This is a genomic window from Nitrosopumilus sp. b1, assembly GCF_014078545.1.
In the GTDB taxonomy this organism is placed as follows: domain Archaea; phylum Thermoproteota; class Nitrososphaeria; order Nitrososphaerales; family Nitrosopumilaceae; genus PXYB01.
In genome coordinates, this window is sequence record NZ_MU078723.1 from 347,908 (window position 1) to 362,985 (window position 15,078).

The following is a 15,078-nucleotide window of genomic DNA, read 5'->3' on the forward strand; positions in this document are numbered from 1 at the left end:
CTTGGTCTCAGGTTGGAGTAAGTCCTGAATAGTGTAAAAAAACCAGCTAGATGGGCCAACAAAGCTTCAGTTAAGATTAATATGGTAATGTACCGTACTATACGGTATGATGAAAGCAAGATTAACTTACATACCTTTAGAGGTGGCCGATCAATTAGAGGATTTTATAATAAAGAGGGATGAGCAAGTTTTGGATGCTGTAAAGGCACGTACAAGGGATTACAGTACTCTTTCACTCCTAAAACTGCTCTATCAATTAAAGCGAAATCCAATGACATTCTCTGATCTATACGTAAAATCAAAGATACGAATGAAGAGATCGTTTCTAAATTACTTACACTTGTGTATCGACTATAGTTTTATCAGAAAAGAGGCAGTCGGGTCTAATGTAATCTACACTATTACAGACAAGGGCATAACTATGCTCAACTTATTCATGAAAGAAACAAGATAGAACATCACGAATGCTTTATGAACCCCTAAATTATGAATTCCAATAGTAATGAAGTTTGAGTCTGGACTAATCGCAGTAATGATTTTTCTTATCATGGCAGTAATTGCAATGATAATGATATCAGGAGATGAGTCAGGACAAATGATGTGTACTAAAGAGTACAATCCAGTTTGTGGAGTAGATTCCAAGACATACTCAAACAGTTGTATGCTAAATGCAGCGAATGTAGAGATGAGACATGAAGGAGTTTGTAAGAAAGATATAGATTCAAAATCAGAAAAGAAAGTAGAGTTAGTAGAGACACCAGAAATTATGGAGTCCAAAACACAAATTGAGTCAGAACCAGAGATGGTTGTAGAACCAGAACCAGAGATGGTTGTAGAACCAGAACCAGAGATGGTTGTAGAACCAGAACCAGAGATGGAATTACCGTTATTAGTAGAAGTGGAATTAGGAATTGGATCAGGAGTTCCAGGGTGTGAGGAAACAAATGAGTGTTACATTCCTTATGAGGTGACCATCGCCGTAGGCGGAGAGGTGTTATGGGTTAATGATGATGCAGGGCATACTGTCACTGCAGGAGACATTGAAGGAGATAAAGATCTCGTAGGAGTAGATTATCCAAATGGATTTGACAGTGGTTTTTACACTGCAGGAAATACATTCTCACACAAGTTTGATGTTGCAGGAGAATATCCATACTTTTGTCAAGTGCACCCATGGATGAAAGGAATAGTTATTGTAAAATAGTGAAATACCTGAAAACTAACAATTTGGTTGCATAACATTAGGTTGAAGAGTAATTAATTAGAAAAATATGAATTAAAAAATGACTCAAAATAAATTTCCAGAAGCTGAAGTATATGAAATTAAAAAAATAGAATTAAAGAATCCGATAATTTTTGCAGGTTTTGTAGGAGCAGGTCTAGTAGGAACATTATCAGTTGGGCACATTATTGAAAAACTAAAAATGAAAGAAATAGCATATATGAGATCAAAATATCTTCCGCCATCTACCGTTTTTTTAAGAGGGAGGTTAAGACACCCATTTAGATTCTATACAAACGATGAAGGAACTATTTGTGCAATAATTTGTGAGATTACACTTAGGATGGAGGGACTATACACCATAGTATCATCAATACTAGATTGGGCCAAAGAGAAAGGATCAAAGGAAATAATCATTCTAGACGGTGTTGCAAGTGATGAACATGACAATAAAGCATATTGTGCCGCAGAGGAGGATCTTTGTAGAGTTATGGCAGATAAAGAAATCAACATGATCCCACAGGGATTCATCACAGGAATTCCAGGTGGAATACTAAACGAGTGTCTTTTAAGAGACATTCAAGGAGTCACTCTATTGGTAAAAGCAAACAGGATTAAGGCAGATCCTATTGCAGCACTAACATTATTGGAGGCAGTAAATAGGATGTACGAGACAAATATTGACACGAGTGATCTACGAAATGAAAAAGATCAGATTGGGCAAGACTTTGAAGAATTATCACTAAAATATGCTCAGAGTAGAGAAGAAACATCAGGCATGTACATGTAAAAAATCCAATGTTAAGCAAATTCTTTTATTAAAATCAAATCTGCATCTGAATATGGGCCTAAGTTATAAAAAATCAGGAGTCGACATTACAAAAATTAAACAAAGTCAAAAGGCCATAGGGAAAATAATATCATCCACACATAATGTTCAGAAAAAATCAAAGATAAAACACGGTTTTGGTCATTATGCTGGAGTAGTTGAGATTTCTGAAAAGATGCTACTTGCAACACACACAGATGGTGTAGGGACAAAAGTGTTACTTGCAAATATGATGAAAAAATATGACACGGTTGGAATTGACTGCGTAGCTATGAATGTTAATGACATCATATGTATTGGAGCTACCCCAGTATCTTTTGTAGACTATATTGCAGCAAACAAAAATGATAAACAGATATTTCAAAAAATTGTCACAGGATTAGCAACAGGTGCAAAAAAAGCTTCTGTTCCCATCGTAGGAGGAGAGACGGCCATAATGCCAGATTTATTTTCAGATAAAAAATTTGCATTTGATCTTGCAGGAATGGTAACTGGAATTGTTCCAAAAAATAAGATGATACTTGGAGATAAGATAAAGGAGGGAGATATCATTATCGGAGCAAGTAGTTCAGGATTACACTCAAATGGTTATTCATTAGCACGAAAAGCAATACTAAAGAAATATTCCCTTAAAGATAACATTAGAGGAATCGGAAATATTGGAAAAGCACTTCTTACACCCACTGAGATCTATGTAAATCCAGTTTTGGAGACAATAAACAAATGTAAAATTCATGGATTAGCACATATCACAGGAGGAGCATTCACCAAACTACTAAGATTAAAACAGATAGGATATTCGTTGGATGAAATGCCAAAAACTCCTCCATTAATGAGACTCATCCAGGAACAGGGAGTAGATGAATTAGAGATGTACAAAACATTCAACATGGGAGTAGGATTTTGTGTTGTGGCACCTTCAAGAGAATCCAAAAAGATAATTCAGATTTTTAAAAAATATAAGATCAATGCAAAAGAGATTGGTAAGATAATTTCTAAGAAAGGAGTTTTTATCAATGAAAGAAAAATTGCATAATCAATTAGACAAAATTGGTATTATTTTCGACCAATAATTGCCTTATATTGGCGAACGTATGGGAGTAAAGAGGGAAATTGGCAGCAGAAGCGGGTTTTATTCAAGTAATAATTGGTGTTGGAATACTTCTTTTTGCGGCAAAGTTAATGGCAGAATTATTTCTGAGATTAAAGCTTCCAATTGTTTTAGGAGAGCTTTTGGCAGGAATGATAATAGGCCCATTCGCACTTGGTTCATTTTTAATTGTTGATGGACAACCATTACTTACAATCGGTAGTGAGATCAAAGTTCTTGGAGAGATAGGGGCAATTGTAATTTTGTTTATGGCAGGATTAGAGATGACACCAAAAGAATTTCTTAAAGGAGGAAAGGCATCGTTTACTGTTGGAACACTTGGAGTGGTGATTCCGTTCTTTGCAGGATTAATGGCTTTTCAGGCATTTGGTTTTGATGCATTACAATCAATGTTAATTGCAACAGCATTAACTGCAACTAGTATTGCGATATCAATACAGGTTCTTAGTGAATTTGGAAAGATAAAGACGAAAGAAGCACGATTGATCATAGGAGCTGCAGTGGTTGACGATATCCTTGCGATTGCAGTTCTTTCAGTTGTATCATCATTGGCTACAGGAGAAGGAGGAGTGAATGACATTGATATAATGACAGTGACAATTACAATTTTACAGGTACTTGGATTCTTTGCTGCAATGTTAATTGCTGCCGTAGTTGTGATTCCAAGAATTGTTACACCAAAATTATGGAAAGCAAAGGGAAGTGTAGAAGGAATTGTAACTGCAGCATTCTTTGGAGCTGCTGCTTTAGCAGGTTCAATTGGCTTATCCCCCATTGTAGGTGCATTTGCAGTTGGAATGGCATTATCTACAACCAAAGTATTTGAAAAAGTTGAGAACTTTATCGGTAAAATTGGATTGATTTTTGCTCCGTTATTCTTTGCCATAATAGGTGCTCAGGTAGACTTTAGGCAAGTCAATACTGAGATTTTAATGCTAAGCGGAATAGTAATAGGAATTGCAGTTGCAACCAAATACTTTGGTTGTGGACTTCCAGCATGGTTATTCCTTAAAGACAAAGCTGCTGGAATGCGCGTAGGAATTGGAATGATTTCAAGAGGAGAAGTAGGATTGATTGTAGCAGGAGTTGGAGTATCCTCAGGAATTTTAACAGGTAGTGTATATTCCACCATAGTCATAATGGTTGCTGTAACTACAATAATCACACCGATTTGGTTGAAGATGGAATACAAAAAAGAAATCAAGGTAGGAAGAGTGGATGATTCTAATGGAATTGAAGAATCAGAGAAAGGCAGATAGTAATTCCATCACTTCATAGACGCAAATTAAAAAATACAGAAAAGTCTTTAACGAGCTTAAAAAACAATCTCATTAGATGGCAGAAGAATACATTGGAATTTGTGCGGCATGCACAAAAGGCGTAACTCGCGACAATATGAAATACGTCATTGGTAGACTTTTCCATCCAGAATGCTATCAGAAACATGGAAAAGATTTCTTGGCAGTGGATCAAGAGCTTGCAGCAAAAACTGCTAAATTGAAAATTGATTTAATACAACTAAAAAATCTCAAATCAAGAAGATCAGGTTCTAAAAAAGCATCATCAACTACAACAAAAAGAAAGTCTTCACGAAAATCAACCAAGAAAACAAAGCGAAAGACAGCTAAGACTAGAAGAAGCAAGCCAAAATCTAGAACAACAAAGCGAAAGACAGCTAAGACTAGAAGAAGCAAGCCAAAATCTAGAACAAAGCGAAAGACATCTAAGACTAGAAGATAGTAACATTTCTTTTTAAAGAATTTATGACAGAGCATCGTCAAAACAACAATGTCTCAAACAGATGTTAATTTCACTAAAGCGTGTAATGAGATTTCACAAAATCTACTCACAGTAATAGAGCCTACCAAACAAAAAGTCAAAACCGAAATAAAAAAAATTTGTGCAAAATATTCGTTAGAGAGAATTCCACGAAATCATGAAATTTTATCAATGGTTTCAGGAGACGATTTTGAAAAATTACAAAATGTGTTAATCAAAAAACCTGTAAAAACAGCTTCAGGGGTTGCAGTAATTGCGTTAATGCCAAAACCATTTGCATGTCCACATGGTAGATGTACATATTGTCCAGGAGGAATTGAATTCAATACTCCTAATAGTTATACTGGAAAAGAACCATCCACAATCAATGCAATAGAGAGCAATTACGAAGTAAAAAATCAAATTACAAGTAAATTAAAAAAATTGCTGACATACGGTCATGATGCATCTAAAATAGAGTTAGTGATTGTTGGAGGAACATTTCTTTTCATGCCAAAAGATTATCAGATTAATTTCATAAAATCGTGCTATGACACACTTAATGGTTTTGTATCATCAAACTTAGAAGAATCAAAAGCAAATAATGAGCATGCAGAATTTCGAAATGTTGGTTTTACCATTGAAACAAAACCAGACTATTGTAAAAAGGAACACATTGATGCAATGCTAGGATATGGAGTTACTAGAATCGAGATAGGAGTTCAAAGCTTACAAGAAAGAGTCTACAACATCGTAAACAGAGGACATAACCTAGAGGATGTGATTGAATCATTTCAATTAGCAAAGGATGCAGGGTACAAAATAGTGGCACATATGATGCCGGGTCTTCCCACTGTAACACCACAGGAAGATATTGATGATTTCAAGAAGCTTTTTGATGATTCTAGATTCAAACCAGACATGTTAAAGATCTATCCATCACTAGTATTAGAAAATACACCAATGTATGATGATTACAAGTCAGGAAGTTACAAACCATATTCAGATGAGCAAATGTTACACGTACTAAAGCAAGTTAAGAGAGGCATACCCAGATGGGCAAGAATTATGAGAGTTCAAAGAGAGATTTCATCTCAAGATATTGTTGCAGGTCCTAAACTCGGAAATCTTCGCCAAATTGTTCTAGACAGTATGAAAAAAGAAGGGTTAAGGTGTAATTGTATTCGTTGTAGGGAGGCAGGTTTGGCAAATAAGGAATCAAAGATAGAAGATTTAAAATTGAATAGAGAAGATTATGATTCTTCAAATGGTAACGAAGTCTTTTTGTCATATGATGATCCAGATGATTTCATCTATGGGTTTTTGAGATTAAGAAACCCTAGCCAATATGCCCATAGAAAAGAAATTGAAGGAAACACATGTATTGTAAGGGAGCTGCATGTTTTTGGAAAATCCCTCAAATTAGGACATAGAGAGAAGGAGAGAATACAGCATTCAGGATTAGGAAAGAACCTAATGAGTGAAGCTGAAAAAATTGCTAGAGAAGAATTTGATGCGAAAAAACTATTGGTAATCAGTGCAGTTGGGACCAGAGAATACTATCAAAAGATAGGTTATTCGTTGCATGGTCCATATATGGCAAAAATTTTGTGATAATAGATGTCAGAACAAGAAATTATCGGTAAAGGTACTTGGATTGACAAGCTTGCACATGAACTAATTCAAAGAGAAGAAAGCCTAGGAAGAAATACAAATTTGATTCGTGTAGAAAGCGGATTAGGAGCATCTGGAGTTCCACATATTGGAAGTTTGGGGGATGCCGTAAGAGCATACGGAGTAAAGTTAGCATTAGAGAATTTTGGATACAATTCAGAATTAATTGCATATTCAGATGATTTAGACGGTTTACGAAAAATCCCCGAGGGATTTCCAGATTCTTTATCAGAGCATTTAGCAAAACCAGTTTCTTTAATTCCTGATCCGTTTGGATGCCATGATTCCTATGGAATGCATATGAGTAGTCTTCTTTTAGAGGGATTAGATGCATTAGAGATAAAGTTCAAGTTTCAAAGAGCCAAAGACACATATCAACAAGGTCTTCTAAAAGATCAAATTCACACTATTTTGGTAAATAGTGAGAAGATAGGAAATAAGATTGCAGAATTAGTTGGGCAAGAAAAATATCAAAAATATCTACCATATTTTCCTGTTTGCTCACAATGCAGTAAATTATACACTGCAGAATCATACGAATACATTCCAAATGAGAAAAAAGTAAGATATCGTTGTCATGATGTTGAGGTAGGTTCAAAAATTATCAAAGGATGCAATCACGAAGGAGAGGCAGACATTACAAAAGATCTAGGCAAACTTGCCTGGAAAGTCGAATTTGCTGCACGATGGCAGGCATTTGATATTAGATTTGAAGCGTATGGAAAAGACATCATGGATTCCGTTAAAGTAAATGATTGGGTTGCAGATGAGGTTCTAAAGTATCCTCATCCACACCATGTAAAGTATGAAATGTTTCTGGACAAAGGTGGAAAGAAGATCTCAAAATCTTTGGGTAACGTTGTAACATCCCAAAAATGGCTAAAGTATGGAGATCCAAAATCAATTCTTCTATTACTATACAAACGAATTACAGGAGCTAGAGAGTTAGGATTTGAAGACATCCCAAATCTGATGGATGAATACAAAGAAATCGAAGATGTTTATTTTGGAAAAATAAAACTGGATAACGAAGCTAAAGTAACAAAACTTCGTGGGCTTTATGAGTATGTTAACCTACTTAATCCTCCAAAACAGCCAGATCCATATGTTAGCTATAGATTACTGACTGAACTATCAAAGATTTTCAAAGAAGATAGAACCTCCAGAATAACAAAAAAATTAGTTGATTATGGGGTAATAAAAGAAGGAAACCCCAGAATAGATGAACTTATCAGATTAGCAGGCAATTATGCTGATGAATTTGATGAGCATGAAAAGATCAAAATAGAAATTGATTCAGAGAAAGAACTAGCATTAAAAGAATTAGTGAAAATTCTCAGAGAAGAAAAAGAACCAGAAGATTTACAAAATTCAATTTACCAAATTGCAAAATCAAACAATGTGCCACCTAGAGATTTTTTTAAAATTCTCTATCAAATTTTGCTAAATACCACAAAAGGTCCAAAGATTGGTCCGTTCATTTCGGATATTGGAAGAAAAAAAGTTGCAGAAACCATTGAAAAACAAATTGGTTGACAATGGCCCATAGTGAACACAACAAGAATAGGAGAAGTGGAGGATTTTTCTTGATTATTTTAGGTGCATTAATTTTTGTAACCGCTCCAACATATCTTGGCGAGTCACCAGAGTTAGGAATGCTTGCCATACTCTTTGGTTTTGTTGTAGGCGGGATAGGATTTTATTTTCAATTCATTAAGGGGAAAAGGACTATCAAATAACCCGTATATGAATAAAGTAAAGAGTGAAAATGTTGGATTGGTTTAAACGAAAAAAAGCAGAGATTGAAGAGGAGTCATCGTCACAAGAAGTTCCAGAACCAGTCAAAATCAAAAGTCAGGAGGAGATTCTAAAGGAAAGATACGAAAATGAATTAGAATCATTACAAAATGAGATCAAAACAAAAACAAACGAATTTGAATCAATTTCAAATAAACTTGCAAGCGTTAAAGAAGAATACGATGTAGCAGTCGGAAATTTAATGAATGTGAAAAAGGAATTAAATCAAAAGAAAAAAGAAATAGAACAAACAAAATTTGAACATGAACAAAATCTACAAAAAATAGGCTCTATAAAATCCCAAATTGAAAATGTATCCAATCAATATGAGGAGAAAAAGAAAAAACTTGCAGAATTAGAGGATGCAGATCAAGTTCTAGCTGAAGTAAGAAAAGACATCGATAAGAATAAAGAGACTTATGAAGAAATAAAGAGAAAAGTAACAGAATCTCAATCAGTCCTTGATCAAGTAAATGCAAAGCAACAAGAAGCGCAGAATGAATTAAGCAATACAAATGCCAGACTTGCAAATGCTAGAGCAGAAATACAAAAGATCCAGAGTCAAAAAGATCTCAAAACAGGAGAGATTGGAATGGCAAAAAAAGAGATGGCATTTATTCAAAATGAACTATCAAGCACAGGTCATACTTCTAAAAATATTGTTGAAGCAGCCAGCGCAGTTGTTGCATCAATGAATCACAAGCTGCAAAGAACGGTAAATGAGCTGGAAATAGTCCAAAAATTATTAGAAAAAGAAAGAAAAGAGCATGAAGAGACAAAAAGACAATTAGAAGAATTAAAAAATTCAGAAAAATAACTATCTATCTAAAAAGATTTTTTTCCATTTCTGTTTAATCTCTTCTTCAGAAAATCCAAGATCGTAGAGAGGAGATGTTACTTCCTCCACGTCAGAAACTTGAATCTTTACAATGGCATTTATTTTGCTTTTAATTCCTGATTTTTTATATTCACTAGTAATTTTTTCAAACTCATCTCCATATGTAATAATTTGTGCATCACCCTTGAATCGATATCCTTTACGAATTATAGGATCTACAACATTGATTTCCAATTTAGGATTAATTTTCAAATTAGCAATAGTGTTTGGAGAACGAATTTCTGCAAAGATAAGATGTTTCTCATCCAGTCCAATAATAGTTCCCTTTGGAGACAAATTTGGTACATTATCACTTGAAACAGTAGCAACATACCCCAGTTTTTGCTCTTTTAGAAAATCCTGTATTTCTTTTGTAATCATGCTAAGAATTTATAATTTCAATATTAAAGATAATAGTTTTTACTTTAATCGCTTGATAAGCTCTTTTTTAATAAAATTAAACTCTTCATCTGATATCATTCCTTTTTCCTTAAAGGTTGAAAGTCTAAGAATTTGTTCAACAACAGAATCATTTGATGACATATCAGTTGGAGAAGATACAGATTTTGCTTTGATAGATTCTGATTCGGTGTTAGATTTTATTCTAATTTTTTCTGCATCGTTTAATTCAGGATTGATTTCTTCAAGATAGATGTTTTGAGAGCATCCAATCATTTGAGTATGTTGAATCAATTCCTCTCCGGCATATTCAATTGGAGTAGGTTTTTTTGATACAAAACCACAAACGTTGCAAACTACACGAAATTTTCCATTAATTACATTTGGCGGATTATCAGTTTTTTTAATATATTCGCTGTATCTTGTTTTGATGCATTGATGACTTTCACTGGAAAGATGTTCATCACAGAATTTGAAACCACAATATCTACACATCGTAGGTGGATTTAGAACTTGATTGCAAAATAGGCACACATTGGCCAAGGTTCTATTTGTTTGAGTCTGATTCAAGATATAGAAAAAAGAAGAATTTTTCTTAAAAAGTAGTAGCTTTTCACAAAAAAAATACTAGGCGTTAACGCATTAATTCACCAAGGGTGTCCATCATCAGAAAGAAGGCGATACCTCCACCCAGTATTCCAATCCAAATTGCGATATTTTTTACTGACGGCATGAAAAACCTAAATTATTTTTATTAATTAATGTATTAGCCGTAAATGATACAGTACTCACAATCGCAATTATCTTGTTTTTTGTTTTTTGCTAGACAGTTTTTATGTTGACCAGCCTGGCATTGGACGCAAATTTGCTCAAGGTTGTCTACGTTGGAGTATTTTTTAGATTGATCAAAACCAAAGCCACCGTCTTGTGGACCTACCATGTATTTTGATATGTTTTGTAGTATTTCTAGTTCACTGATTTTCAGAGATGGTATTTTTGATCAAAGTGAGTAATTCAGACCTATGGGATTCAATCATCCCTCTTATTTCAAATGAATCGATGAATCCTCCTGCAGAAGCCCTTGTTGCTTTGAGCAGGTAATGAAGTGTAGACTCTTCGATTTTTCCAACATAATAGCCATAAAGAAAATCCACTTCGTTTTCACATTTCCAGACTTGCTTAGTTTTAAAAAAAGTCTCTTTTACCTCCAGAGGAATTTCCTTGATTCTTCTCTTGATGTATTCATCAATGGATTTTCTAATAGACGAATCTTGAAGCAATATAGTACTGATGTAATACTCATAATTGACCTTGCCTATTTTTCATCATCAGTAGATTTTTTTCTATCCCAAAGATGCATGTTGCCTCTTATCATAAAAGATCCTACAATTATAGCCACTAATCCTGCAACAAGAAAAACAAAAAATTTACCGATATCTCGAATAGAAGCCATGTAAGGACATATTCCTAGATAATATTCAAGTTTTCTAATTATTCTGAACCCAATTTTTGACGTAATGCAAAAATTCCTATCATCACGATTCCAACAGATGTTATGTTTATGATAGTAATTGCTTCTGATAAATACACTGTAGAATAAATGACACTAAAAATGGTAGATGTCGAATACAACAAAACTGTCCTTACTGCACCTATTAGACGTAATGCAATTACAAAGAACATCATAGTCACTCCTATTCCCAGAAAACCCACCATAGAAATTATCGAAAACTGTTCAACTGCAATATCAAATGGTATTTCAAAATAAAGCATTAGCGCTAGTGTAAATACAGCACCAGAGCAAGACATTATTTGGACTACTCTTCTGGTGTTAATCGAATTACTAATTTTTTTAGCTATGAATGTATCAAGACAGTAAAAAAAGCCAGACAGTAGGATCAACATATCACCATAAACAAATTCAGAAAGTTCCCAGTTTTGATGATACAAGTCACTTCCCAATGGAAGAAAAACAGTTCCAGAAACTATTAGCATGAAGGGTAATACTTCCCGCTTTCCTAGTTTTTCTTTGAAAAGTGTAATTCCAATTAGAATAGCAAAAACTGTTTCGCCATTTACAAGAACAGATGCATTTAACGCACTAGTATCTTGTAATCCTACTGTATAAGCAAGTGTTCCAGATGTTTCAAGTACTCCCAATAAAATTAAAAGAAAAATTGTATACTTGCTTAGTTTGTTGATAGGACTTTGCTTTCCTGCAAGTGGCGTAAAGAACAATCCATTGATCACATAAATTACAAAAACTAACATCAGTGGATTTGGAGTAATACCATCAGAATTTCCTTCCATCAAAGGTTTTGGAATCACATTTGGCAGTGCAGAAAAAGCAGCAGCTAAAACTGCAAGAGTTATTCCAAGAGTAGTAGTTGATTTTAAATTAACTTTAGAGATTTTTTTGAAAACAGATTTTTTTTCTATATTCAATAATAGTGACAGCTACACTCCACCCATTCCCATAAATGGAAACACTTACTCACTAATAATATGATCCGTTTCCAAGATTGAAAACAAAATATGTTATAGTATTATCATTCGGAACTGGTTGTAGGGATGTTCCACATCCAAATTTAAGAAGTAAAGTGTTATCCGTAAATTACTTGCAATACAGAGCTATCATTATAGTCAGGTCTTGATAGTTGAACATCAACTGTGATTTTATTTTTCACAATGTTTATTCTAATATTATCAAAGAGTGATCTATATTTTGTGACTCTTCTTCCATCAGAAGTAGCTGTGTAACCATCATCAACTAATAAGCCATCTTTGATTAATTGATTTATTTTGCGATATCCAGATGTCTGTGGGATTTTACAATCAATAAGAATATCAGAAATAATTTTTGCATCGTCAATAACTACATTGAGAATTGCAGATTTGTCATCATCTCCAAAACTTTCCATAATAGTTTGACTAGTATGATTATCTGTTATACTAAACCAGTTGTTTGTTTTATTCTTTGATTTTGCACTGCAAAGACTTTGCATGAACTTTGATTCCAGACCATCAGCTCCCGCTCCGAAAAATTCTCGCAAGACTGCATCAATTTTGTGAAATTCTTCAATTGACTGTGTAAGTGATAAACCATATTTTTGAAATAGTCTTTCTTCTACTTTTTGAGTTGTTTTTTCACCTAGATTATTTCTAATAGTGTTATTCAGAGATTTAGCCAATAATCTATCCAATCCGCCCATGCATAGTATTACAATATGATGTTTATAACATTTCCTAGAATGAAAAAGAATACTTATTTATTAAAAACCCATTACCAAAAGTGGTAATTATATTGGGATTTGAAAAAATTTCTTCAATAGTCATCGATGATGACGTAGATACCGTGTCTGTATTTGCAGATTATCTAAAATTAAAGCAGATCAATGTCCTTGGCTGTGGATATAATGGAAAGGAAGCCGTCCAATTATTTCAAAAACACAAACCAGATGTAGTATTCTTAGATCATAGAATGCCAGAATACGATGGATTGTATGCATTATACAACATTAGACAAATTGATCCAGATGCAAAAATCATTATGATTACTGCAGACAATACAGTAGACCTTAATCCAAAAATTTTAGAATTAAAGCCATCAGCAATAATTCACAAACCATTCAACATAGACAAAATTCTGCAAACTGTAGAAAGAGTCCTAGATGAAAAAATCATAAAAAAGGAGAATGGTAAGTGACTCAGCTAGCACTGGATGATCACAGAATTCGTGAGTTCCCACTAGAGAAAAGAGTAGATGTACTAGAGCAGATTTTTAAAAATTCAGATGACGAATCGTTACGTTGGGATGCAGTATGGCTTGCTGGTGAGATACCAGAAAAAGTTGGACTAAGGGGTCCGCTCTTTGACAAAATAGCTGACATTTATGCATGGGTTTTAAAAAATGACGATAATGCGGTAGTTCGTCACGAAGTATGTTATCAAATAGCAGGAAGAAACATGCGAAAAAAAATTCCTGATCTAGTTCAAGCTGGACTGTATGATAAAAGTGCACTTGTCAGACACGAAGCAATTGAATGTCTTGGAATCATTAGAGCATTTGATCAGATGGATGCAATGAAAAAAGCATTAGAAGATCCTAGTCCCTATGTTGTAGAAACTGCAAGAATGGTGTTAAAAAGAATGGAGAGATATCAGGGAAAAGAGTTCGTTGCAGAAGATGAATACGCATCATACTAGATTACTTTTTGATGTTTGTAAAGTGCATAAATCATCATCAAATTAGACACATACCAGATAACCGTAACAGGATGTGCGTTGAAATATTCTCCAAAAATTTCAAGAATATAATACCATACATCGGCAATTGCGTTTAACAGGATTCCTACTACCAGTAATAACCATGCAATTCCAAGTAAACCCTGCTTGAAAAGGGTTGCGCCAACCACAGCAAATGATAAAATCAGTGATGCGCCAATAATGAATATTATTCCATAGTAAAAATCAAAATTTGCTTCTTCCAATTCTTGAAAAGAGATTAAACCATATGTAATAACGAAAACAATTGGAATTATTCCAAGTATGAGCAGTTGTTTTGATGAGAATTTATGAACAAAAAACTTGACATTAAGAATCAAGTGAATCAAAGCTAGTGGATACAGCATAAAAAAGAAAATATCAGCAACGGATGGATAGGCTTCAACCTCTAAAATGATGTCTAAAGTATAGTAGATGACCTCAGCTATTGCGTATGAAGCATAACCAAATCCTAAAGCAAGGTAGGAACGCCCAAAGACTTGAGTACTCCAATATCTTTTAGAGACAGTAAGTGAAGCAGTAGAAACAGCTGCTGCAAGTACTACGGATAATACAAATATCAAATTTGAGGAATTCTCTTCACCTAATGTATTGATTATAAAATAAATTCCAATACCAAATGCAAAAATTAGTAAAAGTATCTTATAGCTAATAGGACTCTTTAGTTTTTCAGGGACTACATCCGGATCATTCATTACGAAAAAAAAAGAATGAATCTAGATAAGGATTAGCGTTATTATCTTGAACGATAATATGTCAAAATTAGCTTAGTTATCTTGATGAATTGTCATAGTAGGAAAGATGGAGGTTATCATAATCTTGCTCCACATTTTGAGGGCAATGGTAGAGTCTTGTAAAAGATTGGGATTGTAATAAATTTACAATTGAAAAGGATTCAATTTTGTGACAAATACCACAAAATTATTGATAAACCAATCAGACCATACCATTTGATATTTCTCTTATCAAGAAAAATTTTCGGAGATCCAAGTTCGCCATCAATAGTAGTACTTTTTCTAATCCGACCCATTTCAAATGCCTGTCCGATAATTCCAACAGTAAACAGTACTAATGCGCCAATTCCCAATGACCATTCCATGACATAATTACAGATGCTACTCTAATAA

The 15,078-nt window shown here is 34.0% G+C and carries 20 protein-coding genes; 12 read left to right on the forward strand and 8 right to left on the reverse strand.

Annotated features, from left to right (window positions below):
- Positions 1-106: 106 nt before the first annotated feature.
- From C6988_RS07860 to C6988_RS07905, 10 genes are all read left to right on the forward strand, one after another.
- Complete coding sequence (locus C6988_RS07860; protein ID WP_182134492.1) at positions 107-454, forward strand: helix-turn-helix domain-containing protein; 348 nt, start codon at positions 107-109, stop codon at positions 452-454.
- Positions 455-502: 48 nt separating this feature from the next.
- The gene (locus tag C6988_RS07865) at positions 503-1,204 is read left to right on the forward strand and encodes a plastocyanin/azurin family copper-binding protein (RefSeq protein ID WP_182134493.1); all 702 of its coding nucleotides are present in this window, start codon (positions 503-505) and stop codon (positions 1,202-1,204) included.
- Between the two features lie 79 nt (positions 1,205-1,283).
- Complete coding sequence (locus tag C6988_RS07870) at positions 1,284-2,012, forward strand: proteasome assembly chaperone family protein (protein WP_182134494.1); 729 nt, start codon at positions 1,284-1,286, stop codon at positions 2,010-2,012.
- Between the two features lie 52 nt (positions 2,013-2,064).
- On the forward strand, positions 2,065-3,087 hold the full coding sequence (gene purM, locus C6988_RS07875) for a phosphoribosylformylglycinamidine cyclo-ligase (RefSeq protein ID WP_182134495.1): 1,023 nt from the start codon (positions 2,065-2,067) through the stop codon (positions 3,085-3,087).
- 77 nt (positions 3,088-3,164) lie between these two features.
- Positions 3,165-4,421, forward strand: a complete 1,257-nt coding sequence (locus C6988_RS07880; RefSeq protein WP_182134496.1) for a cation:proton antiporter — start codon at positions 3,165-3,167, stop codon at positions 4,419-4,421.
- A 76-nt stretch (positions 4,422-4,497) separates the two neighbouring features.
- The gene (locus C6988_RS07885) at positions 4,498-4,902 is read left to right on the forward strand and encodes a hypothetical protein (RefSeq protein WP_182134497.1); all 405 of its coding nucleotides are present in this window, start codon (positions 4,498-4,500) and stop codon (positions 4,900-4,902) included.
- Between the two features lie 48 nt (positions 4,903-4,950).
- Positions 4,951-6,534: an elongator complex protein 3 gene (locus C6988_RS07890; protein WP_182134498.1), complete on the forward strand. Its 1,584-nt coding sequence runs from the start codon at positions 4,951-4,953 to the stop codon at positions 6,532-6,534.
- 6 nt (positions 6,535-6,540) lie between these two features.
- Positions 6,541-8,130, forward strand: coding sequence for a lysine--tRNA ligase (gene lysS, locus C6988_RS07895; RefSeq protein WP_182134499.1), 1,590 nt, complete (start codon positions 6,541-6,543; stop codon positions 8,128-8,130).
- Positions 8,131-8,132: 2 nt separating this feature from the next.
- Complete coding sequence (locus C6988_RS07900) at positions 8,133-8,333, forward strand: hypothetical protein (protein WP_182134500.1); 201 nt, start codon at positions 8,133-8,135, stop codon at positions 8,331-8,333.
- 29 nt (positions 8,334-8,362) lie between these two features.
- Positions 8,363-9,208, forward strand: coding sequence for a coiled-coil domain-containing protein (locus tag C6988_RS07905; RefSeq protein WP_220463420.1), 846 nt, complete (start codon positions 8,363-8,365; stop codon positions 9,206-9,208).
- Here the strand turns inward: C6988_RS07905 and C6988_RS07910 are convergent, their stop codons facing one another.
- From C6988_RS07910 to C6988_RS07935, 6 genes are all read right to left on the reverse strand, one after another.
- Positions 9,209-9,649, reverse strand: a complete 441-nt coding sequence (locus C6988_RS07910; RefSeq protein ID WP_182134502.1) for a pyridoxamine 5'-phosphate oxidase family protein — start codon at positions 9,647-9,649, stop codon at positions 9,209-9,211.
- A gap of 39 nt (positions 9,650-9,688) precedes the next feature.
- Positions 9,689-10,237 carry an AN1-type zinc finger protein gene (locus C6988_RS07915; RefSeq protein ID WP_182134503.1) on the reverse strand — a complete coding sequence of 183 codons (549 nt, stop codon included), beginning with the start codon at positions 10,235-10,237 and terminating at the stop codon, positions 9,689-9,691.
- 401 nt (positions 10,238-10,638) lie between these two features.
- Entirely contained in the window at positions 10,639-10,947 is a 309-nt protein-coding gene (locus C6988_RS07920; RefSeq protein ID WP_182134504.1) for a hypothetical protein, read from the reverse strand.
- Between the two features lie 35 nt (positions 10,948-10,982).
- On the reverse strand, positions 10,983-11,120 hold the full coding sequence (locus tag C6988_RS07925) for a hypothetical protein (protein WP_182134505.1): 138 nt from the start codon (positions 11,118-11,120) through the stop codon (positions 10,983-10,985).
- 38 nt (positions 11,121-11,158) lie between these two features.
- A complete protein-coding gene (locus C6988_RS07930) occupies positions 11,159-12,112 on the reverse strand; it encodes a DMT family transporter (protein WP_182134506.1) in 954 nt (317 codons plus the stop codon).
- Between the two features lie 158 nt (positions 12,113-12,270).
- A complete protein-coding gene (locus C6988_RS07935) occupies positions 12,271-12,879 on the reverse strand; it encodes a transcriptional regulator (RefSeq protein WP_182134507.1) in 609 nt (202 codons plus the stop codon).
- Positions 12,880-12,971: 92 nt separating this feature from the next.
- Between C6988_RS07935 and C6988_RS07940 the strand changes: the two genes are divergently transcribed.
- Positions 12,972-13,373 (forward strand): response regulator, encoded by a 402-nt coding sequence (locus C6988_RS07940; RefSeq protein WP_255464426.1) that lies wholly within the window; start codon positions 12,972-12,974, stop codon positions 13,371-13,373.
- The gene (locus C6988_RS07945; protein WP_182134508.1) at positions 13,370-13,873 is read left to right on the forward strand and encodes a HEAT repeat domain-containing protein; all 504 of its coding nucleotides are present in this window, start codon (positions 13,370-13,372) and stop codon (positions 13,871-13,873) included. Before C6988_RS07940 ends, C6988_RS07945 begins: the two co-directional genes overlap by 4 nt.
- Here the strand turns inward: C6988_RS07945 and C6988_RS07950 are convergent.
- Both C6988_RS07950 and C6988_RS07955 read right to left on the reverse strand, forming a co-directional pair.
- Complete coding sequence (locus C6988_RS07950; RefSeq protein ID WP_182134509.1) at positions 13,870-14,646, reverse strand: histidine kinase; 777 nt, start codon at positions 14,644-14,646, stop codon at positions 13,870-13,872. The two genes, C6988_RS07945 and C6988_RS07950, sit on opposite strands and share 4 nt — an antisense overlap.
- A 200-nt stretch (positions 14,647-14,846) precedes the next feature.
- Positions 14,847-15,050, reverse strand: coding sequence for a hypothetical protein (locus C6988_RS07955; protein ID WP_182134510.1), 204 nt, complete (start codon positions 15,048-15,050; stop codon positions 14,847-14,849).
- Between the last annotated feature and the right edge of the window lie 28 nt (positions 15,051-15,078).